Raw genomic sequence first — 22126 nt, forward strand, 5'->3', positions numbered from 1 at the left:
TCTAAATTTACAAATATTTTGCTGCTAATTGCAAAATCTCTTCTTGAGAAGTGTGGGCGGTTTCGACAATGCCCGCCACTTTACCGTTACTCATCACGAGAATGCGGTCGGTTACCCCGAGTAGCTCTGGCATTTCAGAAGAGATCATAATTATCCCTTTATCTTTTTGTGCCAGTTGCATCATTAGCTGGTAAATCTCATATTTTGCCCCGATGTCGATACCACGAGTTGGTTCATCAAGCATCAAAATATCAGGTTGAGTGAGCAACCAACGTCCGATAACCACTTTTTGTTGGTTACCACCCGATAGGGAACCGATATGGGTGCGGTGCGATGGCGTTTTCACATTCATTGAGTCGATCACCCATTGGGTATCGCTTTTCATTTTTTTATCACTCAATAAACCGAACGAGCTGATATAAGATTTCATATTAGAAATCAACGAGTTAAATTCGATGCTGAGATTAGCATAAATGCCCGTTGAGCGACGTTCTTCGGTCACTAATGCAAAGCCATTGTTGATCGCCTCCAAGGCAGTATGATTATGCATTTCTTTGCCGTTGAGTTTGATCGTGCCGCTTTTGCGTTCCCGCACGCCAAAAATAGTTTCGACAATATCCGTCCGCTTCGCCCCAACCAAACCCGCAATACCGAGAATTTCGCCTTTACGCAATTCAAAGCTAACATCTTGAATAGATGGCTGATTTTGTGCAGTGAGATTTTCCACCTGCAAAATAACTTCTTTCGGGGTATTGGTTTTTGGTGGGAAACGTTGGGTGAGCTCACGCCCAACCATCATTGCCACGATGCTATCCATCGTGGAATCTTTCACCGTAACAGTGTTAATCCATTTACCATCACGCAAAATAGTGATTTCGTCACAAATTTTGAAAATTTCATCCATTTTGTGCGAAATGTAGATAATGCCACAGCCACGATTTTTCAGTTTTTCGATAATTTTGAACAGATGTTCAACTTCTTTTTCCGATAATGACGATGTTGGTTCGTCCATAATCACGATTTTGGCGTTATAGGAGAAGGCTTTGGCGATTTCAATCATCTGCATTTGCGACACGGACAAATTGGCGACTTTTTCTTTCGGATCAATATTGATGTCCAGTTCATCAAAAATCGCTTTAGTGTCGTTGTACATTTTTGTGTGATCGACAAAAAAGCCTTTAAGTGGGTAGCGACCGAGCCATAAATTGTCCATTACGCTGCGTTGGCGAACAAGGTTTAGCTCTTGATGAACCATTGAAATACCGTTTTCGAGAGCTTCTTTGGACGTTTTGAAATTAACGGGTTTATCTAAGAATAGAATGTCGCCTTCGTCCTTGGCGTAAATGCCGAATAGGCATTTCAGTAACGTTGATTTACCTGCACCGTTTTCGCCCATTAAGGCGTGAACAGAGTGTGATTTCACGGTGAGATTTGCATGATCTAATGCTTTAACGCCAGGAAAGGATTTGCTGACATTTTTCATTGTCAGTAGCACTTGGCTAGTCTGTGTGTGTTCTGTCATATCCAACCTCATAAATTGTCGGGGATTAGAATCTCATGCGATGAAAACTCTCCTCTCGCGTTAGCAAACGGAATACCGCCAGAGACGGGGAGAAGCGTTTACAAGCGGTCAGTTACTCCGAGTTTTTTGCAATTCCCCTATCTCCTTGCTTGGCAAGGGGATTTTCCCGCTGAGGCGGGAGCAAAATTGTCTACCCCGATAAAACAAAGGGGAGGCGAGCTCCCCAAAATCATTATTATTTTAAAAACTCAGACAGGTTGTCTTTATCAACACCGACATATGGAATGCGAAGGATTTTATCTTTCAACATCCAGTTAGTGCCTTCAGCAATTGGTTTACCAGCTGCGAGATTGTTAGAAAGTTGAACAATCGCCTTACCTTGTGTTACGCCATCATTTAAAACTGTACCGGCAATTTCTCCTTTTTTGATGAGTTGTAATACTTCTGGTAACGCATCCACCCCAAAGATTGGTAATTTTTTACCGTGTGCTTTGGTTGCTTCTAATGCCCCCATTGCCATACCGTCATTGTTTGCAATAATTACTTCAATGTCTTTTGCTTTGGAGCTAGATAACCATGCATCCGTTTTATCTTTTGCAAGTGCGGCATCCCACATACCAGTGTCTTGGAATAGTTCTTCGGTTTGGATACCCACTTTATTGAGTTGATCAATGACATATTTTGTACGCGCTTCCGCATCTGGGTGACCTGGTTCACCTTTTAATAGTACATACTGGATTTTGCCATCTTTATTTAAATCGGCCATTGGGTTGGCTTTCCAATATTTTGCGACAAGATCACCTTGGATCACGCCAGATTCTTGAGGGTTAGTTCCGACGTAGTAAGCATTTTCATAGCTGTTGATCGCGGCATCACCAGGGTCTTTATTGAAGAAAATAACAGGGATGTTATCTGGTTTTGCTTTACCAATGATGGTTTTTGCTGCGGAAGGGTCAACTAAGTTGATAGCAAGAGATTTTACGCCTTTAGAAATCAATACATCGACTTGGTCATTTTGGATAGATTGAGCGTTTTGAGAATCGTTCATCAATAATTCGATGTTTTTGAATTGAGTCGCTTCTTTCTCAATTTCTTTACGCATGAGTGACATAAAGTTATCATCATATTTATAGATGGTCACACCAACACGATCAGCTGCTTGTGCTGAAGTTGCAATTACACCTAAACCGACAGCTAAAGCAAGTGAACTTAATACTGTTTTTTTCATAATTGACTCCTAATTGGAATTTTAATTTCGATTAAATGTAGTCATCTTCTGATGAGCTGGTGAAATTTTACTCCAATTACGCAAAAAAAAATGTGATCTTATTCACAGAATTGCAAACGATTGCCTAATATAATTTACAAAAATTGAAAATCCTTGATCTGATTGCGTAGCTGAGTTATCCATATTTTTTGATTCTGGGGCAACTTGTTTTGTGCAGATTCAAACCAGTGTTTGAGTTCAGGAAAATGTTCTGGATATCGTTGACACAAGCGTTTTAAACTGACGTAACAGCTTGCAAGTGAGCGTTGTGAATGAGCAAACCCAGCCAGATTACGGCGATCTTGGTCATCGAGTGCTATTGTAGCAAGCGGTGAGATCGTAATGATTTTTTGCAAATCAGCATAAACTTCCGTAAAAAAAGGCTGTAAAGGTAAATCTCGCTCAAATTGTAATTTGGCTTGTTGTACAAATTGTTTGCCTACTTCCGTTAGTGGATAGAGCATCATCGCACTGCGTAAGCCACTGCTGGCTTCAGCAGCCGGGGTGATCTGTACCAACTCAAAACCGCACTCCGTCCAAAACGATAATAATGCCTTATTCAGCCCAAAACTGACGGAAACAAATTCAACAAACGGATCCATTTGCAAAATGATTTGTGAAACTAACCGCTTGCCATAGCCTTGCCGTTGATATTCAGGCTGCACCGCAATGCGAGAAATCCGCATGGAACGTAGCCGACAAGCATCGGGCAAATTGCCTTGAAAACAGAGATATTGAGCGACTAAATTGCCTTGTGGGCGCCGTTCGCCCCGCCAAATCGCGTGGGTGAGTGTCTCATCTAACCCCCCTTCTTTCATTGCCCAACAGCCTGCGATAAGTTGTTGATCTTCAACCAGTTCATATAACTGTTGATCTTTAGCATCAAATAATCGGCGAAGATCCGTTGGGGTGGTTTTGTAGTGGGCTTGAGCGAGTAAATGGTAAAAATCGATCTTGGAAATCCCTTTTAATTCTCTTTTTTCAACAGGAGGGATTTCGTCATCTAAAAGCAACAATTGTGAGATAAATTGTTCGAGCGGATCATCTTCCTGCCAACGCAACGGCTGGGTAAGTTGCCATTGTCGGTTAGGACGTTGTAATGTGGGAAGAAATTTCAACGAAAAGCCTCGCCCTGTACCTTCGTAATTTTGGGTAGTTGTGGTTAAAACGACTTTCGCAAAATAGTCACAAAAAGTATGTAACATCGGCAATGGTAGGCTAGCGGCTTCGTCAATAAACAGCCATTGCTGAGGTGAAATTTTTTTTAAATCAATTAGTTGAATAAGTTTATCGGGGGCGAAAAAGGGAATGGCTGCCGATTCAATCCCTTTCCAAAAATTGGGTAATGCCGAATGGCTGCGGGCGGTAATCAACACTTGATGGGTCTTTGCAAGTTGCTCAGCAAGTTTGCCTGAAATAGTCGATTTTCCTCGCCCACGAGGTGCAGTAATTAAATGAATATCCGCCCGATCAAGCGGTAAGTTTTGCAGAATAATTTGCTGCTCGGCAGTCAAATCAAACGCTTTTTGAGTGGCGTTGTCACGTTTTTTGAGCAAGGCAGGCAATTCATTGACAATATCAAATCCAAATTTTGCCACTAATTGTTTGAAATAAGCATAAAAATTCGGGGCAGCAGTAGCTTGTTGATTATTCCAGCGTAGCGAATCGACATCCACTTGCAGTGTTAATTCGTGCCATTTGGGGCAGAGTAGAAAAAGCGTGCCGTTGTCTTGAATAGTGCCCGCCACAATCGCCAATGCCTCTAAATTCAAACAAACCCCATTCTCCGCCCGCATATCGTAAATTGCATAGGGAAACTCCTGACCGAGCAGGGTTTTTGCATTGGAGAAGGGGATAGGAAAAAGGGAAGAAGGAAGATAAATCTGTCCTGAATGTACAGAATGTTGATTGCTTTCAGTCGTGCTCCTCTCTTTTTCAAAGTGAGGAGCCAGTTCGTTACTAATGACAACTAATCGCCGCATTATTCTGCCAATTTCTCGCTAATATACGGATCTTCAAACCCAAGGGAGTGCATAATTTCAGTTTCGAGGTTTTCCATTTCTTCGGCTTCTTCATCAGTTAAATGATCGTAGCCGAGTAAATGCAGCGTACCGTGAATGGCAAGATGAGCCCAATGAGCCTCCAGCGGTTTTCGCTGTTCTTCTGCTTCTTTTTCAACTACTTGGCGACAAATCACTAAATCGCCCAACAACGGCATCTCAATACCTTCAGGCATTTCAAACGGGAACGACAGGACGTTAGTTGGCTTGTCTTTACCACGATAAGTCAAATTCAGCTCGTGGCTTTCGGCTTCATCGACAATACGAACAGTGATTTCCGTTTCGGGATAGTTTGCCATTTTGGCTTCTAAGGTCAAGGCTTGGTTGATCCAAGTGTGAAATTGTTGCTCGCTCGGCAAGCCGTTTTGGTTTTCACTGGCGAGTTGGAGATCGATATAGAGATTTTGCATAATGTGGTTTCAAGAAAAAAATAATGGCTATTCTAGCGGAGTTTTATGAGAAAATCATGTTGTGAATTGGCGTGAAATATGCCGAAAAAGAGCATAAGGTGCGTGCTGTCGGGCGATTGTCGCCTTACTGTCGTGGCGAATAAAAGTGATCTGAATAAAATGAACGGCACACAAACAATGATTAAGGAGAATGTGATGATTATTCAAAAATTACGTTTACAACGCGGTTGGTCACAAGAACAACTGGCGGAAATCAGTGGACTGAGTGTCAGAACAATTCAGCGACTTGAAAAAGGGCAAAGCGGTAGCTTAGAAAGTTTAAAAGCATTGGCGGCTGTTTTTGAAGTCGATTTTCACCAACTACAAGGAGAACAAACCATGACAGAGCAACATATCGAAACAGGAACAGTGATTCAAAAACAAGAAAATGAGGCATTAAGTTATGCCCAAAAATTACGGCATTTCTATTTAAAAACCATTGTTTTTACCTTCATTTTGATGATACTTGCGGTGATTAATTACTTCACTTCAGATTATTGGTGGGTGCTGTGGGTGTGGTTAGGATTTGCGGTCCATTTAGCCATTTCAGGGTTTAAGCTGTTTGTGAAAGAAAACCTATTTTCAGGCAAATGGGAACAGAAAGTCGTTGAAAAACGCTTAGGTCGAAAACTATAACAAAATCGGGGCTTTTGCCCCGATTGTCATTGATTATTGCCATTTTTCCGCAGCGATTTGATCGCTTTCACGTCCTTCAATCCAGCGTTCGCCTTGGTCGGTGGTTTCTCGTTTCCAAAAGGGTGCTTTGGTTTTCAGATAATCCATCATAAATTCGTTGGCGGCGTAGGCATCAACTCGGTGAGCAGAGCTCACTCCAACTAACACGATTTCATCGCCTGTGTATAGTTGTCCGATACGGTGAATAATCGCGACTCGTTGTAAATCCCAACGGCTACGGGCTTCTGCCACAATTTCACCGAGTGCTTTTTCAGTCATTGCAGGGTAGTGTTCAAGATAGAGCCCCGATACGTTATCGCCCAAATTCATTTCCCGAACTTTGCCAACAAACAGGGTTGTTGCCCCTACGCTGTGCTGTTCGCTTAACCAACGATAAATCGCATTTTGGTCGAAATTTTCCGTTTGCACTTGAATTAACGTTTCCATTAGCCCCCCGTGACTGGTGGGAAAAAGGCGATTTCGTCCCCGTCTTTGATTTCAGCAGAAAGAGGAGAAATAGTTTGGTTGATTGCGACCAACAATTTTCCCGCTTGTAATGCCAACTCCCACTTACCGCCTTGTGCAGCAAGATGTTGGCGTAATGTCTCAGCAGTGGCGAAGGCAGCGTCCAGTTCTAATTGATCAACGCCCACTAATTCACGAGTTTGGGCGAAAAAAAGGATTTTTAGCATACTCTTTTATCCAAAAAGCACGACAAGCGGTCAGTTTTGCAGAATTTTTTGCAAATTGCTTGCCGTAAATGAAAATTGCGTTGATTTTAACATAAAATCGGTAGAATATTTCTTTTAGTCTTTAAAGGAGATCGAATAATGAAACAAACTTCTATTGTGATGCTTTCCTTGCTCACTATGTTGGCAAATCCGAGTTTAGCGGAAGATTCCTTCAATACTTTTCCTTATAAAAGTAAAACCGCAGCGTTGTTAGCCAAACGTTCAGATGATTTTATTGGTCTAATGGCATACGATCAGAATTATTTGATATATAGCCTCTCAAATGAAAATTTTCAATTTGACAAGCAAAAAATGCAGCCAGATGAAATCAAATTTCAATTAAGCCTTGCATTGCCGATTTGGCGGGGAATTGTTGGTGAAAATTCAGTGTTAGCGGGAACATATAGTCAGCGATCTTGGTTTCAAATCCGTAATACGCAACAATCGTCGCCATTTCGTGAAAGCAACTATGAGCCACAACTCTTTCTAGCATGGCAAACACAATATGCTTTACCTTTTGGTTGGCAGTTAAATGATATTGAAACAGGGTTTAATCACCAGTCTAATGGGAAAAATGCAGAAGATATGCAATCTCGCAGTTGGAATCGCCTTTATACTCGAGCCTCCGCTAGTAAAGGCAATTGGATCGTCGAACTCAAGCCTTGGTGGAGAGTGCCTGAAAAAGCAAGAAGCGATGATAATCCAGACATCACCAAATATCGTAGCTATTTTGATTTGACCGTTGGTTATCGTTACCAAGAACACCAATTCAAGCTGAAAGGGCATTATCATCCACGTCACCACAAAGGCGGGGTTGAGGCGACTTATAGCTACCCACTTACCAAATACATTCGTTTTTATACGCAATATTATGGCGGTTATGGCGAATCGTTAATTGATTACAATAAAAATATCCAACGTATTGGTGTGGGGATTTCGCTGAATAATGTGTTCTAAATGAGTGGGTAGATTTGCAAAAGATCAGCCAGAACTACCCGCTTGTGTTAGCGATCCGCCACGAAATCGCCCGACTTCCCGCCACTTTTGGCGAGTAGGCGAACCTGTTCAATGACCATATCTTTTTGTACCGCTTTGCACATATCGTAAATGGTCAACGCCGCCACGCTGGCGGCAGTTAGGGCTTCCATTTCTACGCCGGTTTTGCCAGTGAGTTTGCACAGAGATTCGATCCGCACTTGGTTCGTTTCGGGCAAGGCTTCCAATTGGACTTCGACTTTCGAGAGTAACAATGGGTGGCAGAGCGGGATCAATTCCCAGGTCCGTTTTGCTGCTTGAATGCCTGCAATGCGGGCAGTGGCGAACACGTCGCCCTTGTGGTGATTGCCTGAAATAATCATTTGTAAGGTTTCAGGTTTCATCGTGATAAAGGCTTCCGCTCGTGCTTCCCGCACGCTATCTTGTTTCATTGAAACATCGACCATATTTGCTTCGCCGTTTTGGTTTATGTGGGTGAAATTTGTCATGGTTGTCTATTTTGGGGTTAAGGTAAGATCGAGTACTTTTGAGTGATGACGTTTCTTTGCTTGTGTAATACAAGCGGTCAGTTCCGCATCATTTTTTGCGAATTATCCACCAATACTGGCTAAATTGTTCCGCACACCGCTATCGCCAATATGTAGATAGTGGTGTTCCCGTTTGCCTTGTAGGGCGGCTTTTAGGCGAGTTTCGAGTTGCAATTGTTGTTCGTCTGATTGCAATAAATCCCGAATATTCACCCCTTCTTCACCGAATAGGCAGAGATGCAATTTGCCAAGGGCGGAAACACGCAGGCGGTTGCAGCTGGCACAGAAATTCTTTTCATAAGGCATAATCAACCCGATTTCCCCTTGATAATCGGGGTGAGTAAGCACTTTGGCTGGGCCGTCCGTCAATCCTTTCGGCTTGAGTTGCCAGCCTTCACGGGTAAGCCGTTCTAAAATAGTTTGCCCTGACAGGTGTTGCTGTTGGAAGAAACTGTCCATTTCGCCTGTTTCCATCAGCTCAATAAACCGCATCTGGATCGGACGATCTTTAATCCAACGCAGGAAATCGTCCAAACCTTTGGCGGTGTATTGCTTCATCAATACCGCATTCACTTTCACTTTGTTGTAACCGATTTCAAAGGCTTTGTCGATGCCATTTAAAATGGTTTGCAGCTTGTTTTCGCCCGTAATTAAATGGAATTGACGAGGATCAAGGCTATCTACGCTAACATTCAAGTTCGTAATGCCCGCTTGCTGCCACAACGCTACGTCACGTTCCATACGATAGCCGTTGGTAGTCAGTGCCACTTGGCGAATGCCTGCGGTTTGTGAAATGGTATGAGCGATGTCGAGAAAGTCTTTACGCAAGGTTGGCTCACCGCCCGTAATTCGCACTTTTTCTGTGCCGAGATCAGCAAAGGTTCGCACAAGGCGTTGAATTTCATCCACATTCAGAAACGTCTGTTTATGTTTGGGCGGATGATAGCCGTCGGGCAAGCAGTAGTTGCAACGGAAATTGCACACATCGGTAATCGATAGCCGCAAATAGACATATTGTCTCGCAAAGCGGTCGATTAACCCAGAAACTTCAGGCTCGCCGACATTTTTGATCGGGATAGATTGCATTTGACACCTTTCTAAATACGAGTGGAAGGGTAATTTCTCACCCATCCATTGAATCAACACTGATTACTGGCTTGCTACCATATCAAAGACTTAGGTGCACAAGCTCGGAGTCGTCTGTTCGTTAAATTTTTGATATTGTAGAGATTATGATGAATTTACGCAAGGAAACTGTTATGGGTTTGATACTCAAATGAAAAAGGGTAGAATGTCACCAAAATGATTATTTATATTTTGGATTGGAGTCAAAATGAAAAATAGATGGCTTTTTATTGCTGCGTTGAGCGGATTTTTTTGGGTGGCGTTTGGGGCAATGACCTCTCATGCGTTGGAGCATCATTTGAGCGATCAAGGATTGATTTGGATTGAAAAAGGAATGAGATATCAAATGTTTCATACCCTTGCCTTATTGGGATTAGGCCTATTCCAAATTGCAAATAATTTACAGAATCCACCCGCTTGCCGAGAGAAAGCCTTTAACATTATTGGTGGTAGCTGGGCGTTAGGCATTTTACTATTTAGCGGCAGTTTATATGCGTTAGCACTTGATGTCGGTCGTGTCTTTGTGTGGACAACACCAATTGGTGGAATTTTATTCTTAGTTGGCTGGGCTGCTTTGCTGTTCATTAGCGTTATGCAACGGAAAAATAATGAATAAACTCGCATTATATTGCCGTGTCGGGTTTGAGAAAGAAGTGGCGGGCGAAATCAGTGACAAGGCGGCTGAGCTTGGTGTGTTTGGCTTCGCTAATCTCAAAGAAAACAGTGGTTTTGTGATTTTTGAATGTTACCAAATCGGCGAGGCAGATCGTCTGGCTAGAGCGCTGGATTTACGTTCACTGATTTTTGTGCGACAAATGATTGTGGTAGGTAATTTGTTACAGGATTTGCCCGAAAATGATCGCATTTCGCCAATTTTGGCGGAATATCAACCGCTTGCACCGAAAAATAGTAGCGAAATTGTGGTCGAAACGCCAGACACCAATGAAGCTAAAGAGCTGCTGACTTTTTGTCGTAAATTCACTGTGCCACTGCGAGCAGCGCTGAGAAAACAGGGCTGGCTCGGGGCGAAACCATCAGCAAAAAATAGTATTACCTTGCATATTTTGTTTATCGGCTCGGGCAAATGCTATGCTGGCTATGCCTATAATTTCAACCGTTCACCCCATTTTATGGGTATTCCTCGCTTAAAATTCCCTGCTGATGCTCCAAGCCGTTCAACCTTGAAACTGGAAGAAGCGATTTTGGCATTTGTTCCTGCGGCAGACGAGAAAAAGCGGCTGAATGAAAATATGATCGGAGTCGATCTGGGGGCTTGTCCAGGTGGTTGGACTTACCAACTGGTTAAACGTGGATTGTTCGTGTATGCGGTCGATCACGGCAAAATGGCAGCGAGTTTGCATGATACGGGGCGGATTGAACACTGTGCGGAAGACGGCTTTAAATTCCAGCCGCCCAAACGTAAGCAGATTGACTGGCTGGTATGCGATATGGTGGAACAACCGATGCGAATTGCTAAGCTCATCGCCAAATGGTTGGTTAATGGCTGGTGCCGGGAAACGATTTTCAACCTAAAATTGCCGATGAAAAAGCGTTATCAGGAAGTTAAGCTCTGTTTGGCATTTTTGCAAGACGAATTGACCAAACAAGGTTTGTGGTTCACTATTCAAGCCAAACATCTCTACCACGATCGCGAAGAAATCACCGTACATATTGCTGTATTGGGTAAAAAGTCGTAGAAAAGACACCGTAACAAGCGGTCAGATTGACCAGAAATTTTGCAAATGGGACATGAATCAGATCATCATGTCCCATTTTTTATTCCCCCGCAAAGCGAATGCCTTGCTGCTTACGGGCTTGTTCAGTGAGTTGACAGACGGTTTCGCTGATGTCTAACATTTTTTCCACAAAAACGAAATCTTGCTTGTCGATAATCTCGGTAAAACATTGAAATTCGTAGAACATTCGGTGCTGTTTTTCAAATTCGAAGGATTGGCGTTGTCCGTTGTTGGCAATCAGCTCAAACGTATTCATTACACTAGCGGGCATTGGCACGGTAATGCAGCCTTTGGTGCCTTGAATAGAAAGCATGACGGGAGCGGAGCAGTCCTTAGCGGCGATGCACACGGCTTGGAATGTGGGGTAATTCAGCAGCAAAATGCCGCTTGTGTCAATGTTTCGCTCAATGTTTGCCGCATATACACAGCCCATTGGCTTGCCAAATAAGCCCACTGCAAAGTGTAAGTTATATACGTTCAAATCCATCAAGGCTCCGCCAGATTTCTGTGGGTCAAAGGCAGGCAGAATTTCGCCTGCTTTAAAACGGTCGTAGCGAGAAGAATATTGGCTATAATTTAAACTGACAATTTTAATTTCACCCAGCTCTGCCAGTTTCTGCTTGAGTTGCTGATAGGCGGGCAAATAATGCAGTGTCACTGCTTCGATCAATATCTTCTTTTTCGCATTTGCTAGGCTGCGAAGTTGTTGAAATTCGGCGTAGTTAGAGGTGATTGGTTTTTCCAAAATCACGTGTTTATCAGCGGCTAACGCCTGTTGAGCAAAAGAAAAATGCAAGTTGTTGGGAAGAGCAATATACACCGTATCAATATCCGATTCCAACATCGCGTCATAAGTGGAAAACGTCTCGTGGATGTGATGGGTTTTTGCCAGTTGTTCAACTTGTTCTAGGTTACGCCCAAAAATCGCCAATTTTTCGACCTTTAATGTGGAACGAATTTGCATCAAGTCTTGCACAATCATCCCTGTGCCAACAATACCAAGTTTCATTTTTTACCTCACTGTGAGAGAAATGCTTCATTATACGCACAAACCAGCGATTTGGGCGAGCATCGTACGGTTTTTCGCTATTCAAATTTGCAAAACTTCGCTAGAATCTGACCGCTTGTAACAGATGAAAATCACATAAAAAGGATACAATATGACATTAAAAATTGGAATCGTTGGGGCTGGCGGGCGAATGGGGCGTCAGTTGATCCAAGCGGTGCAAAATGCACAAGGCGTAAAATTAGGGGCAGCTTTTGAACGCCAAGGCTCTTCATTGGTCGGTGCCGATGCAGGCGAAGTGGCTGGTATCGGTTCAATTGGTGTGAAGATCGCCGACGATCTTCGCTCACAAGCAGAAAACTTTGATTTATTAATTGACTTCACCCGCCCAGAGGGTACCTTGGCACACCTTGAGTTTTGTGTTGCAAACGGCAAAAAAATGGTGATCGGCACAACAGGTTTCGATGATGCGGGCAAAGCGGCAATCAAAACGGCAGCGGAAAAAATCGGGATTGTGTTTGCGTCCAACTATAGCGTGGGGGTGAATTTAGTGTTTAAATTGCTCGAAAAAGCCGCCAAAGTGATGGGGGATTATTGCGATATTGAAGTGATCGAAGCTCACCACCGCCATAAAGTCGATGCCCCGTCTGGCACGGCATTATCAATGGGCGAACATATTGCTAAAACCCTAGGGCGAGATCTCAAAACCCACGGTGTATTCGCTCGTGAAGGCATTACTGGCGAACGCAAACGCGATGAAATTGGCTTCGCTACCATTCGTGCTGGTGATGTGGTGGGCGAGCACAGTGTGTGGTTTGCAGATGAAGGCGAGCGGGTTGAAATCGCCCATAAAGCCTCTAGCCGAATGACTTTCGCCAAGGGTGCGGTGCGTGCAGCCAAATGGCTTGAAAACAAGCAAAATGGCTTGTTTGATATGACCGATGTATTGGATTTGAATAATCTCTAATTTTTTACATCACTACAATGATAATAAGAAGGTAAAAATGAAACACAACAATATTGAGACTACATTAGTTCAGCTAGGTAATCGTACCGATGAACGCACTGGAGCAGTGGCGACGCCGATTTTTCTTTCCACGGCTTACGGACACACAGGCATTGGCGAGAGTACAGGGTTTGATTACACTCGCACCAAAAATCCAACCCGTGCGGTGTTAGAACAGGGGGTTGCTGATTTGGAAGGTGGCGATGCGGGTTTTGCGATGGCATCTGGTATGGCGGCAATTCAACTGATTATGTCACTGTTCACTGCACCAGATGAGTGGATTATCTCTAGCGATGTGTATGGTGGAACCTACCGCTTGCTTGATTTCAGCTATAAAAATAACAACACGGTTAAACCAGTGTATGTGAACACGGCGGATTTAGCTGCTGTGGAGGCGGCGATTACCCCGAACACCAAAGCTATTTTTGTTGAAACGCCGTCTAATCCATTGATGGAAGAGTGCGATGTGGGAGCGATTGCTAAAATTGCTAAAAAGCACAATTTAATGTTGATTGTGGATAATACCTTCTTAACACCTGTGCTATTCCGACCGCTTGAATTCGGTGCGGATATTGTGATCCACAGTGCGACCAAATATCTCGCAGGGCATAATGATGTATTGGCGGGCGTGATTGTGGCAAAAGGACGAGAACTTTGCGACCGCTTGTTCTACTTACAAAACGGAGCGGGTGCGGTGCTATCGCCATTTGATTCTTATTTGATTATTCGTGGTTTGAAAACCTTGGCATTACGGGTGGAACGCCATCAATCAAACGCAACCGAATTAGCCCAATTCCTTGCCGAACAACCGCAAGTACAAGACGTGCTTTATTCGGGAAAAGGTGGAATGTTATCGTTCCGCTTGAAAGACGAAGATTGGGTAAACACCTTCCTGAAAAATATCAAATTGATTACCTTTGCAGAAAGTCTAGGCGGCACGGAAAGTTTCATCACTTACCCTGCAACCCAAACTCATATGGATATTCCTGAAGCTGAACGCATCGCCCGTGGTGTGTGCAACAAATTGCTGCGTTTCTCCGTGGGCTTGGAGCACGTGGAAGACATCAAAGCCGATTTATTGCAGGCGTTTGCGAAGTTAGGTTAGGGTTACAAGCGGTTAGATCAGCAAAAAGTTTTACCAATAAGGACAGCTCAAAATGTTAGATTTCACACCATTAAATAACGCAATTTTTCGGTTAGATGAAGGTCTTAGCCGCTATTATCAAGATATTAACGACCTGCAAATCCGTGATGGATTGATTCAACGTTTTGAATTTACCTATGAAATTAGCCATAAAATGCTGAAACGTTATTTGGAACAGATTTCGCCTAATCCCGAAGAGTTTGATGCAATGCATTTTCAGGATTTGATTCGTAGTGCAAATGAGCGGGGACTGTTGCTTGGAAACTGGTCTGATTGGAAACAGTATCGTGATATGCGGGCGAGAACTAGCCATACTTATGACGAAGAAATTGCGATTTCGGTTGTTCAAGGCATTCCGAAGTTTCTTTCAGAAGTGCAGTTTTTACAGCAACAACTGCAACAAAGGAATGCTTAATGCAAATTAGCGATCAAGAGCGGGAAATTGTACTTGGCATTTTGCAACGCTATGTGCCAACCCATACCGTTTGGGCATTTGGCTCTAGGGTGAAGGGAACAGCAAAACCTTATTCTGACTTGGATTTGGCTATCATTGGAGAGCAACCTTTGTCACTCACTACACACGCTGATTTAGTGGAGGCATTTTCTCAGTCTGATTTGGTTTGGAAAGTGGATCTTGTTGATTGGGCGACGACGAGTGAAACATTTCGGCAAATTATTAGTGAAAAGTATGAGATAGTTCAAACTGGAACGATATAACCAAAGGTTATAATTCATCTGAAATTTATCTTGTCAAACGGCAGTGGGCGTTTTATTCTCATTGTCGTTTTTTATTTTTGTTTTATAGGTAGAGATTATGGTGATTTTAAATTTAACCGTATTTACTGCATTGTTAGTATTACTGTATTTCTTGTTTAGCCGTTCACAAAAACTCGGGCGTACAGTATTTATTGGCTTATTGTTAGGGCTTGCAAGCGGTGCGTTTTTACAGTTTTTTTACGAAAAATCAGTGATCGATGCGACGCTTGATTGGGTGAACTTGGTTGGAAATGGCTATGTACGTTTATTACATATGATTGTCATGCCATTAGTGTTTATCTCAATTTTATCGGCGATAACTCGTATTAACCAAGCGAGTAGCCTAGGCAAAATCAGCTTTAGTGTGCTGTCAGTATTATTGATTACTACTGCAATCGCTGCGGCAATCGGCATTGCGATGGTCTATCTGTTTGATCTTTCTGCCGAAGGATTAGTTGCTGGTGAGCGTGAATTAGCCGCTCAAGCAAAAGTCGATGGACGAGCAGAGCAGGTGAATGCTTTATCATTGCCTGCGATGTTATTATCCTTTATTCCAAAAAACCCCTTTGCCGAATTAACTGGGGCGAACCCAACATCCATTATCAGCGTGGTGATTTTCTCTGCCTTATTGGGCGTGGCAGCGTTGAGCCTTGGCAAAGAAGATAAAGCACTTGGTGAGCGTATTGCTCAAGGCGTGGAAACCTTAAATAAATTAGTGATGCGTTTGGTACGTTTTGTGATTCGTCTTACTCCCTACGGCGTGTTTGCGTTGATGATTAAAATGGCAGCGACATCAAAATGGGCGGACATTGTCAATCTCGGCAGCTTTATTGTGGCGTCTTATTTAGCGATTTTGTTGATGTTTATCGTGCACGGTATTTTGCTATTTTTCTTCAAAATCAACCCGCTTGCGTATTACAAAAAAGTGCTACCAACGTTGAGCTTTGCGTTTACGTCTCGCTCAAGTGCCGCAACGTTACCGCTAAACATTGAAACCCAAACCAACAAATTGGGCAATAACAGCGTAATTGCCAACTTCTCTGCAACCTTTGGGGCAACGATTGGACAAAACGGCTGTGCAGGCATTTATCCTGCAATGTTAGCAGTGATGGTTGCACCAACGGTGGGTATTGATCCGTTCAGTTTACAATATATTTTCACGTTGATTTTAGTGGTTGCCATTTCATCTTTCGGCATTGCAGGCGTAGGTGGCGGAGCAACATTTGCTGCGATTGTGGTGCTTTCTAGCCTAAATTTACCGCTTGCTTTGGTTGGTTTACTGATTTCTATTGAGCCATTAATTGATATGGGACGCACCGCCTTAAATGTAAACGGTGCAATGGTGGCGGGGACGATTAGTAATAAGGTGCTGAAGGTAAAAGAAGAATAATTTGCAAAATATTTAATGAATTTGCTTTTCTAAAATAAAGCCAGTTCGATCAATGTGTTATCTTGTCACTACTTCGGGCTGTTCCGAAAAAATTGGGGTTGTTCCGAAATTTTGAGCTAACTTTTCAAATGTTTAAGCAGTTATTATGTCACGGAGGGCGAGATTTTTTCTCGTCCATCTTTTATTATTCGACACTCTCTTCTAGTGGGGAAATAATCGGAGCGAGACGGATATAGACTTTTGTCATTTTTTCGCTTGTGTGACCGAGATGTTCTCTGGCTGCGTCTATGCCCTGCTTCATCGCTTTATCTGTACCTGATTTAGCCCGTAAATCGCGGAACTGGAACTCGGCGATCTCTCTAGCAAAATCGGGGTGGTTTTTGATGACCTTTGCCCGAATAGTAGCAAAAGTATTGCTGACATAGCTTGGTGTAAAGCGTGTACCGAGCCGTGTGTAAAAAAGATATTCTTTGCCACTTTCAAACCGTCGTTCGATGATCTCTTTTAGTTTTCCTTTCAACCCAATGCGTAGCTTCGCTTGAGTCTTCTCTTGCTGAATGTGTAGGTAACCGTTGATGATGTGGCTACGGCGGATATTGACCACATCAATCGGGCGTTGTCCGATGAGATAGGCAATATCCATTAAATCCCGAAAGGCTTGGTTGCAATGCTGATAGACTAAGCGAAAAATGTGATCTTCTACATAGATTTCACGCTGTTTTTTGGGGTAACGAGCCACGCCTTCGCTCGGGCAAGCCTTTTCGGTATAGCCCCATTCTCTTGCCTTTTGCCAAATATGATGAAAGAGCATATATTCGTTGTTGGCAGCCGCAGGCGTAGCTTTCCGCCAGTCGAGATAAGTCCGAATATGTTGTGCCTTGATTTGATCAAGTGGAGCAGATTTGAAAAACATCTGCAATGTCTTCAAACAGGTACGATTTACCTTTTGGGTGCTTATCTTTTTAAGAGGAATAACTTCATCTTTGTAACGGTTAGCAACTTGGGTAAAGGTGATGATGCTGCCGATTGGCTCACGGTCTAAATTTAGCTGGATCGCTTTTAAACAGGCAAGGTTGAAATTGGTACCGAGCGATTTTTCGGTTTTGCCACCCAAGCGGTAGAAATAGCGTTTAATCGGCTTGCCCGAACGTTTATCAATGCGAACATAGAGATTATCAGGCAAATTGATGTTTTGTGCTTTACGTTTTCTGCCCATTGATAACCTCCTTAGTGTTTGCGGCGTGAGGGCGGTGGCGGTGGGTTAGGCTGCCAGTTTGGATCAGAGGGGTGGGCGGAAACATCGTCCTTACCGTCTCGGCGGAAGCCGAAAACGTGTTTGTAGATGACAACGGGACAACCCTTGCCATTAATGGTAAATGGTACAATTTTTTGCTTTTCCAGCCACTTTAATTGCTCTGCTGGGCGTTCGTAGCCGGTGTAAATCGCTAATTCGTCTGGTGTGAGAAATTCCATTTGTTCCTCTCAATCAATTACAGCCTACCAAGTATAAAATCCTATCAGCTCTCTTATCTTGCTTTCTCAGTCAAAAAAGAGCTTTTTTCTTCGGACATTTCATTCCATTTGAATTGAGTGCCTGCTGGTATGGTGTTTAAATCAAGTTTTGGTTTTGTTTGCATTTTTATTTCCTTATCCGACCGCCTGCGGTAACGTAACAAGCGGTCGGTTCTTGTTGATTTTTTACCAATTAGATCTCAATCGTGCCGATATTGACCTTGATGTCTGTCTCTGTCAGTGCCGCTTCCAGCTTTTCGGCAAACTCGGTAGCGATCGCTTCATCGATCTGTTCAGCTTGGACGAGACGAGCAACCAGCAAGGGTTCGCCGCTGCCAGTCAGCACTTGCACACGCAGGGTAAATGAACGAACATCTAAGCCGTTATATGGGTTGCAGGTAAACACGAGATGGGTTGGCAGTTGCAGGGCAGACTTGGCTTCCACTGCTTCCATTGCCGATTTCTTGGCGGCAAATTCGCCGACTTCGTGTTCTTCATTGCGAGCAAAATCAATCGTCATTTTGCGAACAGCTTGAACGGCATTCTTAACGCTGATTTGATCGTCGTGGTGATAAACTGTGAGGAAGTCACCCCAGTCTTCCAAGAAGTCGGAAAAGTCCCGTTGTGAGCGTTTTGCACCGTTTAGTTGGCGGAGAGCTTTGTAAGCGGCGGTTTCCTTCATCTTGAGTTCGGCACGGTGTTTTGCGTGACCCGCTTTATCACGGTTGCCCATATCAAACACAATTTCCGCACTCATTGTCTCTTGGTCGATAAAACATTGAGCTTTTTCTTGGGAGTTGACGGTAGCATATTCCACAAGACTGCCGAAGCGTTGAGTGGAAAATACCGCTCGGAATTGGTTGCGGTGGGCTTGGAATGCTTCCAAAGACTGCACCTGTACACCACTAGGCAGCACAATGTTGGCAAATTCGGTTTCCACTTCTTTAGTGGCCGCGACTGTGAGGGCTGAAATTTGTTGGATAGTTGATTGATCCATTTTAGGTCTCCATAAGTTGTGGGTTGATAAAATTAGTTCACCTTAAACGTTGCTTTTTGTTCAAAAGCGGGGTCTTCAGAATTTGCAAACATTGGCATCTGGTCTTTGTCAGGTGCCACACTCAACACCCCGCCTTTGTGAACATACATTGGCGTTGCGGTGGTATCTTCTTCTGAAGATTTACCGCGTTTGGTTGGCTTGACATAACTCAGTTTGTGTTGGATTTGGACCTGCGGGTTATCGCTATCCATTTTCTTTAGCGTAAACTCAAGTTTCACGGTGCCTTGCTTGTCGTGATTAAGCACGCCAAGTGCGACATCAGAAAGTGCTGTTGCGAGTTTAGTTTCAAAAATCCCAGCATCTAATTCGCCAAGGAAATCGTGTACATTAGTTTTAGCCATTTTTGTTTCTCCTATATTGGATTAAAAGGTATGTTTAGTTAGTTTTCACAAACTAAAGCGGTTTGTAATAATTCGCCTGTCGGTTTAAGCACTAGCTGCCCATGTTGGCACTCAAGTTGCACAGTGAGCTGCTTTCCGTCGTAGTCATCGGATAAATCGATACCCGCAGCATTCAGTGCTAAAGAAAAACCGACAATGAAGACGATTGCCCAGAGTAGATTGATGAGTTTGTTCATTTGAATACTCCCAGTTGACCATTCATAACAGCACTTGAACGTAGCTAAGTCCTGTTATGAATGGTTGCTGTGTTTTGATGATGCTTATTCTACTTAAAGTAGAAATAAATGCAATAAAAAATAGTGATAAAATTACTGGTTTTTATACTTTAAGTTGCATTTTGTTGATTTTTAAGAGGAAATAATTTTAGAAAAAGTGATTATTTGGTTGCTTTTTGAACAAAAAAAAGAGGAGTGGGGCAGAATTGCAAAAAATTGGCGGGAAGTGACCGCTTGTTGGGTGGATTTAGAGTAGTAAGAGGTAGACTTTAGGTAAAGAAAAACCGCCATGGTGGGCGGTTTAAATGGTATTTTTTATTTGAGGACAGTAAATCATTACTTCACTGCCTTTGGTTTTTTTATTTGCGGAATAGTTGAGTGTATAGTCGGCTTGACGATAATCTTGATAAATCTCTTTAATAGCAGGATGATTATCATAAGAGACAATCCAAGGTGTTTTCACGTTAGCCAGAGTTTGACAAATTGCTTTATGGTCATCGTGTTTATAAAAGTTACGATATAATCCTTGCCCTTTTACATAATAAGGGGGATCAAGATAAATCAGAGAGTTTCTAGGAATAAGACTATCTATGTTGGACAGTAGTTCTAATGCATCTTGATTATAAATATGGATATGTTCAGAGTATTGACCAATTCTCTCAATACGCTTCATAAGTTCAGCCTTATTAAAGCGGCAGTCTAGTTTGTAATTACCTGTTTGGTTAAGCCCCCCCATTACACCTGCTTTTAAAATACCGGAACGATTAGTACGGTTTAAAAAGAATGTGGCGAAGCCATGTTCGAGAGTTGATAAATCTGTTCTATTTATATTCTGTTTTTGTTTATGCCATTCTTCAATAGTTACTGGCGTTTCCTCAATGAGCTTGATAAATTCATTATTAAATTTAGTGACAGATAACCAAAAGTTGTAAACGGCTAAATCTAGGTCATTGATATGGATATCCGCGACATTATTGTTAAATAGTAAATCTAAAGCAATCCCTGCTCCTCCGGCGAATGGCTCTACATAATGACCATACAAATTATTTTGCTCGATAATTTGTTTCACTGCGGGGGCAAATTTTGCTTTCCCTCCTGGGTAGCGTAAAGGAGTGTAATGCATTTAAATAATCCTTGTAATTATTTATAATAAGGATAATTATAATGTGTTATTTTCCATTTGGCCAGCAATATTTTCCCAAATGGCAATAATAAATGGTTTAAGATTATTATGTGCTGCACTAATTTGTTCTGAAGTAATATTATGAGCGTAATTATGAAGAACGCCATTTAATAAATTTAATGTGCCAGTGCCATCTTTTTTAGGTTGGCATTCATTTGTTAATGTAGAGAGTTCCTTATTTTCTAAGAAGTTATATCTTTCTAATGATTGTGCTATGCCTAGGATTTTTGTTCTCAAATTAACGCCTTCAGTCACGTTTTCTGTTTTTCCGCCATCATGAAATATAATAGAGCGTTGCTTATTCTTTATTAGGAAATAATCACAACTTTGTTCAACTAATGCTCTTAGCAATGCCGCTACGGCATAAGGACTCTCTGCCACATTTAATTTTGTTTTTAATTCTAAATAGATATCTTGAATTTTGCTTACAGGAATAGATAGCTCATAGTCAATAAGCTTTCCAACTTTTGAGCGAGAAGATACTCTTTGGGCTTTTGGTGCTACAGGCTTGGGACTTAGCGGCACAACAGGAGTAGATGGCATACCTGGCATTAGGCTTGTTGTGGTTAGTTGGCGAGATGATGGAATTTTGCCTAATTTTTTAAGATGTTGAATGTAGTTTAGTCGGTCTACTTTATTGGATCGAGAACCTATATTATGTTCCGGTTTATCAAAATCACTAAAATATTGTTTTAATATCTCTATAAACTCAGATGTCTGAATATTAATTTGAATATTTCTTTCTTTAACACCTGTTAATATTCCAAATGCATCGCGAACTTCTGGGCTGCTAAGCATACGAGTAATAGTGGTGATCACTTTTTTAGACTGATCTGGATGGATAAGTGAATTGGTCAAGGAAAATTCAAGAATAGTTAATGCAGCAGCATTTTCTGGTTTGCCATCTATGGATTGCTCAAAACGGGTTTGCTGTTCTGTACTCCAAGATTTACGAGATATTTTTGAACTTTTAGAATGTAATGTCGCTAACCATATAGTAGCTTCTTCTCTTGAATTAAACTGATAAACAGTGATAGCCTTAATCTGTTGGTCTATCTTTTGTTTTAATTTTTGAAAAAATGCTTGGTGTTTTTTAGGTGCTAATTCAGGTTTAAGGAGTAGTTTTAATGCACAAACACGTCGATTCCCTTCCAACACAATTTTCTTGCCATTTTCTTCAGTAATTCCAACCAAATCTAATGGGTTTGTTAGCCCTTTTTCTGCAATATCTTTTGCTAACTCTTTGATATTTTCATTTTCTATCAAATATTCAATGATTTTTTCTTGTGCTTCAATAGGAATATGTCTTGGGTTTTTTGGATCTAAAATTAAGTTTTTAATAGATGTTGTTTTTAGCATACATTCTCC

25 protein-coding genes and 1 riboswitch are annotated in these 22126 nt (G+C 42.3%); of the genes, 9 read left to right on the top strand and 16 right to left on the bottom strand.

The genetic code is table 11. The features are described 5' to 3' along the window. Positions 1 to 7 precede the first annotated feature (7 nt). From mglA to ybeY, 4 genes are all read right to left on the bottom strand, one after another. On the bottom strand, positions 8 to 1522 hold the full coding sequence (gene mglA / locus A4G17_RS07155; RefSeq protein ID WP_123956257.1) for a galactose/methyl galactoside ABC transporter ATP-binding protein MglA: 1515 nt from the start codon (positions 1520 to 1522) through the stop codon (positions 8 to 10). Between the two features lie 235 nt (positions 1523 to 1757). After that, positions 1758 to 2750 (bottom strand): galactose/glucose ABC transporter substrate-binding protein MglB, encoded by a 993-nt coding sequence (mglB, locus tag A4G17_RS07160; protein WP_123956256.1) that lies wholly within the window; start codon positions 2748 to 2750, stop codon positions 1758 to 1760. A 134-nt stretch (positions 2751 to 2884) separates the two neighbouring features. Next, the gene (locus A4G17_RS07165; RefSeq protein ID WP_123956255.1) at positions 2885 to 4771 is read right to left on the bottom strand and encodes a GNAT family N-acetyltransferase; all 1887 of its coding nucleotides are present in this window, start codon (positions 4769 to 4771) and stop codon (positions 2885 to 2887) included. Beyond that, a complete protein-coding gene (gene ybeY / locus A4G17_RS07170; protein ID WP_123956254.1) occupies positions 4771 to 5259 on the bottom strand; it encodes an rRNA maturation RNase YbeY in 489 nt (162 codons plus the stop codon). The genes A4G17_RS07165 and ybeY overlap by 1 nt, the downstream gene beginning before the upstream one ends. Before the next feature lie 195 nt (positions 5260 to 5454). Between ybeY and A4G17_RS07175 the strand changes: the two genes are divergently transcribed. Further along, a complete protein-coding gene (locus A4G17_RS07175) occupies positions 5455 to 5934 on the top strand; it encodes a helix-turn-helix domain-containing protein (RefSeq protein WP_123956253.1) in 480 nt (159 codons plus the stop codon). A gap of 33 nt (positions 5935 to 5967) precedes the next feature. Here the strand turns inward: A4G17_RS07175 and moaE are convergent, their stop codons facing one another. Next, a complete protein-coding gene (gene moaE / locus A4G17_RS07180; protein ID WP_123956252.1) occupies positions 5968 to 6420 on the bottom strand; it encodes a molybdopterin synthase catalytic subunit MoaE in 453 nt (150 codons plus the stop codon). After that, on the bottom strand, positions 6420 to 6665 hold the full coding sequence (gene moaD / locus A4G17_RS07185) for a molybdopterin synthase sulfur carrier subunit (RefSeq protein ID WP_123956251.1): 246 nt from the start codon (positions 6663 to 6665) through the stop codon (positions 6420 to 6422). The genes moaE and moaD overlap by 1 nt, the downstream gene beginning before the upstream one ends. Positions 6666 to 6824: 159 nt before the next feature. Here moaD and A4G17_RS07190 point away from each other — a divergent pair, with 159 nt between their 5' ends. Then, a complete protein-coding gene (locus tag A4G17_RS07190; RefSeq protein ID WP_418886407.1) occupies positions 6825 to 7661 on the top strand; it encodes a phospholipase A in 837 nt (278 codons plus the stop codon). A 47-nt stretch (positions 7662 to 7708) separates the two neighbouring features. Here A4G17_RS07190 and moaC read toward each other — a convergent pair whose 3' ends face one another. Both moaC and moaA read right to left on the bottom strand, forming a co-directional pair. Then, on the bottom strand, positions 7709 to 8188 hold the full coding sequence (gene moaC / locus A4G17_RS07195) for a cyclic pyranopterin monophosphate synthase MoaC (RefSeq protein ID WP_123956249.1): 480 nt from the start codon (positions 8186 to 8188) through the stop codon (positions 7709 to 7711). A 102-nt stretch (positions 8189 to 8290) separates the two neighbouring features. After that, positions 8291 to 9313, bottom strand: a complete 1023-nt coding sequence (gene moaA / locus A4G17_RS07200) for a GTP 3',8-cyclase MoaA (RefSeq protein WP_123956248.1) — start codon at positions 9311 to 9313, stop codon at positions 8291 to 8293. Beyond that, positions 9302 to 9435, bottom strand: a riboswitch (molybdenum cofactor riboswitch). (Overlaps the previous gene by 12 nt.) Before the next feature lie 125 nt (positions 9436 to 9560). Here moaA and A4G17_RS07205 point away from each other — a divergent pair. Together A4G17_RS07205 and rlmM are read left to right on the top strand one after the other, a co-directional pair. Beyond that, the gene (locus A4G17_RS07205) at positions 9561 to 9968 is read left to right on the top strand and encodes a DUF423 domain-containing protein (protein WP_123956247.1); all 408 of its coding nucleotides are present in this window, start codon (positions 9561 to 9563) and stop codon (positions 9966 to 9968) included. After that, positions 9961 to 11049 carry a 23S rRNA (cytidine(2498)-2'-O)-methyltransferase RlmM gene (gene rlmM, locus A4G17_RS07210; RefSeq protein WP_123956246.1) on the top strand — a complete coding sequence of 363 codons (1089 nt, stop codon included), beginning with the start codon at positions 9961 to 9963 and terminating at the stop codon, positions 11047 to 11049. The genes A4G17_RS07205 and rlmM overlap by 8 nt, the downstream gene beginning before the upstream one ends. A gap of 79 nt (positions 11050 to 11128) precedes the next feature. Here the strand turns inward: rlmM and A4G17_RS07215 are convergent, their stop codons facing one another. Continuing rightward, positions 11129 to 12097: a Gfo/Idh/MocA family protein gene (locus A4G17_RS07215; protein WP_123956245.1), complete on the bottom strand. Its 969-nt coding sequence runs from the start codon at positions 12095 to 12097 to the stop codon at positions 11129 to 11131. 151 nt (positions 12098 to 12248) lie between these two features. Here A4G17_RS07215 and dapB point away from each other — a divergent pair, with 151 nt between their 5' ends. The 5 genes from dapB to A4G17_RS07240 all read left to right on the top strand — a co-directional run bounded on the left by dapB (position 12249) and on the right by A4G17_RS07240 (position 16390). Then, on the top strand, positions 12249 to 13061 hold the full coding sequence (gene dapB, locus A4G17_RS07220; protein ID WP_123956244.1) for a 4-hydroxy-tetrahydrodipicolinate reductase: 813 nt from the start codon (positions 12249 to 12251) through the stop codon (positions 13059 to 13061). Positions 13062 to 13098: 37 nt separating this feature from the next. Next, positions 13099 to 14205 carry a methionine biosynthesis PLP-dependent protein gene (locus A4G17_RS07225; protein WP_123956243.1) on the top strand — a complete coding sequence of 369 codons (1107 nt, stop codon included), beginning with the start codon at positions 13099 to 13101 and terminating at the stop codon, positions 14203 to 14205. Between the two features lie 52 nt (positions 14206 to 14257). Beyond that, a complete protein-coding gene (locus tag A4G17_RS07230) occupies positions 14258 to 14659 on the top strand; it encodes a nucleotidyltransferase substrate binding protein (protein WP_123956242.1) in 402 nt (133 codons plus the stop codon). Beyond that, on the top strand, positions 14659 to 14961 hold the full coding sequence (locus A4G17_RS07235; protein WP_123956241.1) for a nucleotidyltransferase family protein: 303 nt from the start codon (positions 14659 to 14661) through the stop codon (positions 14959 to 14961). The genes A4G17_RS07230 and A4G17_RS07235 overlap by 1 nt, the downstream gene beginning before the upstream one ends. Before the next feature lie 97 nt (positions 14962 to 15058). After that, a complete protein-coding gene (locus tag A4G17_RS07240) occupies positions 15059 to 16390 on the top strand; it encodes an L-cystine transporter (RefSeq protein WP_123956240.1) in 1332 nt (443 codons plus the stop codon). A 184-nt stretch (positions 16391 to 16574) separates the two neighbouring features. Here A4G17_RS07240 and A4G17_RS07245 read toward each other — a convergent pair whose 3' ends face one another. From A4G17_RS07245 to A4G17_RS07275, 7 genes are all read right to left on the bottom strand, one after another. After that, positions 16575 to 17606 (bottom strand): tyrosine-type recombinase/integrase, encoded by a 1032-nt coding sequence (locus tag A4G17_RS07245; RefSeq protein ID WP_123956239.1) that lies wholly within the window; start codon positions 17604 to 17606, stop codon positions 16575 to 16577. An 11-nt stretch (positions 17607 to 17617) separates the two neighbouring features. Next, the gene (locus tag A4G17_RS07250; RefSeq protein ID WP_123956238.1) at positions 17618 to 17863 is read right to left on the bottom strand and encodes a DUF4224 domain-containing protein; all 246 of its coding nucleotides are present in this window, start codon (positions 17861 to 17863) and stop codon (positions 17618 to 17620) included. A gap of 232 nt (positions 17864 to 18095) precedes the next feature. After that, entirely contained in the window at positions 18096 to 18899 is an 804-nt protein-coding gene (locus tag A4G17_RS07255) for a DUF2303 family protein (RefSeq protein ID WP_123956237.1), read from the bottom strand. A gap of 32 nt (positions 18900 to 18931) precedes the next feature. Continuing rightward, positions 18932 to 19300 carry a hypothetical protein gene (locus A4G17_RS07260; protein ID WP_123956236.1) on the bottom strand — a complete coding sequence of 123 codons (369 nt, stop codon included), beginning with the start codon at positions 19298 to 19300 and terminating at the stop codon, positions 18932 to 18934. A gap of 38 nt (positions 19301 to 19338) precedes the next feature. Continuing rightward, complete coding sequence (locus A4G17_RS07265; protein WP_123956235.1) at positions 19339 to 19536, bottom strand: hypothetical protein; 198 nt, start codon at positions 19534 to 19536, stop codon at positions 19339 to 19341. A 340-nt stretch (positions 19537 to 19876) separates the two neighbouring features. Then, positions 19877 to 20698, bottom strand: coding sequence for a DNA adenine methylase (locus tag A4G17_RS07270; protein ID WP_123956234.1), 822 nt, complete (start codon positions 20696 to 20698; stop codon positions 19877 to 19879). A 36-nt stretch (positions 20699 to 20734) separates the two neighbouring features. Further along, positions 20735 to 22117 (bottom strand): ParB N-terminal domain-containing protein, encoded by a 1383-nt coding sequence (locus tag A4G17_RS07275; protein WP_123956233.1) that lies wholly within the window; start codon positions 22115 to 22117, stop codon positions 20735 to 20737. Positions 22118 to 22126 lie beyond the last annotated feature (9 nt).

The organism is Frederiksenia canicola (genome assembly GCF_011455495.1).
Classification (GTDB): Bacteria; Pseudomonadota; Gammaproteobacteria; order Enterobacterales; family Pasteurellaceae; genus Frederiksenia; species Frederiksenia canicola.

Excerpts from the sequence above, each read along its gene's own strand:
- mglA (WP_123956257.1), bottom strand. The coding sequence starts at position 1,522 with ATGACAGAACACACACAGACTAGCCAAGTGCTACTGACAATGAAAAAT.
- mglB (WP_123956256.1), bottom strand. The coding sequence starts at position 2,750 with ATGAAAAAAACAGTATTAAGTTCACTTGCTTTAGCTGTCGGTTTAGGT.
- A4G17_RS07165 (WP_123956255.1), bottom strand. The coding sequence starts at position 4,771 with ATGCGGCGATTAGTTGTCATTAGTAACGAACTGGCTCCTCACTTTGAA.
- ybeY (WP_123956254.1), bottom strand. The coding sequence starts at position 5,259 with ATGCAAAATCTCTATATCGATCTCCAACTCGCCAGTGAAAACCAAAAC.
- A4G17_RS07175 (WP_123956253.1), top strand. The coding sequence starts at position 5,455 with ATGATTATTCAAAAATTACGTTTACAACGCGGTTGGTCACAAGAACAA.
- moaE (WP_123956252.1), bottom strand. The coding sequence starts at position 6,420 with ATGGAAACGTTAATTCAAGTGCAAACGGAAAATTTCGACCAAAATGCG.
- moaD (WP_123956251.1), bottom strand. The coding sequence starts at position 6,665 with ATGCTAAAAATCCTTTTTTTCGCCCAAACTCGTGAATTAGTGGGCGTT.
- A4G17_RS07190 (WP_418886407.1), top strand. The coding sequence starts at position 6,825 with ATGCTTTCCTTGCTCACTATGTTGGCAAATCCGAGTTTAGCGGAAGAT.
- moaC (WP_123956249.1), bottom strand. The coding sequence starts at position 8,188 with ATGACAAATTTCACCCACATAAACCAAAACGGCGAAGCAAATATGGTC.
- moaA (WP_123956248.1), bottom strand. The coding sequence starts at position 9,313 with ATGCAATCTATCCCGATCAAAAATGTCGGCGAGCCTGAAGTTTCTGGG.
- A4G17_RS07205 (WP_123956247.1), top strand. The coding sequence starts at position 9,561 with ATGAAAAATAGATGGCTTTTTATTGCTGCGTTGAGCGGATTTTTTTGG.
- rlmM (WP_123956246.1), top strand. The coding sequence starts at position 9,961 with ATGAATAAACTCGCATTATATTGCCGTGTCGGGTTTGAGAAAGAAGTG.
- A4G17_RS07215 (WP_123956245.1), bottom strand. The coding sequence starts at position 12,097 with ATGAAACTTGGTATTGTTGGCACAGGGATGATTGTGCAAGACTTGATG.
- dapB (WP_123956244.1), top strand. The coding sequence starts at position 12,249 with ATGACATTAAAAATTGGAATCGTTGGGGCTGGCGGGCGAATGGGGCGT.
- A4G17_RS07225 (WP_123956243.1), top strand. The coding sequence starts at position 13,099 with ATGAAACACAACAATATTGAGACTACATTAGTTCAGCTAGGTAATCGT.
- A4G17_RS07230 (WP_123956242.1), top strand. The coding sequence starts at position 14,258 with ATGTTAGATTTCACACCATTAAATAACGCAATTTTTCGGTTAGATGAA.
- A4G17_RS07235 (WP_123956241.1), top strand. The coding sequence starts at position 14,659 with ATGCAAATTAGCGATCAAGAGCGGGAAATTGTACTTGGCATTTTGCAA.
- A4G17_RS07240 (WP_123956240.1), top strand. The coding sequence starts at position 15,059 with ATGGTGATTTTAAATTTAACCGTATTTACTGCATTGTTAGTATTACTG.
- A4G17_RS07245 (WP_123956239.1), bottom strand. The coding sequence starts at position 17,606 with ATGGGCAGAAAACGTAAAGCACAAAACATCAATTTGCCTGATAATCTC.
- A4G17_RS07250 (WP_123956238.1), bottom strand. The coding sequence starts at position 17,863 with ATGGAATTTCTCACACCAGACGAATTAGCGATTTACACCGGCTACGAA.
- A4G17_RS07255 (WP_123956237.1), bottom strand. The coding sequence starts at position 18,899 with ATGGATCAATCAACTATCCAACAAATTTCAGCCCTCACAGTCGCGGCC.
- A4G17_RS07260 (WP_123956236.1), bottom strand. The coding sequence starts at position 19,300 with ATGGCTAAAACTAATGTACACGATTTCCTTGGCGAATTAGATGCTGGG.
- A4G17_RS07265 (WP_123956235.1), bottom strand. The coding sequence starts at position 19,536 with ATGAACAAACTCATCAATCTACTCTGGGCAATCGTCTTCATTGTCGGT.
- A4G17_RS07270 (WP_123956234.1), bottom strand. The coding sequence starts at position 20,698 with ATGCATTACACTCCTTTACGCTACCCAGGAGGGAAAGCAAAATTTGCC.
- A4G17_RS07275 (WP_123956233.1), bottom strand. The coding sequence starts at position 22,117 with ATGCTAAAAACAACATCTATTAAAAACTTAATTTTAGATCCAAAAAAC.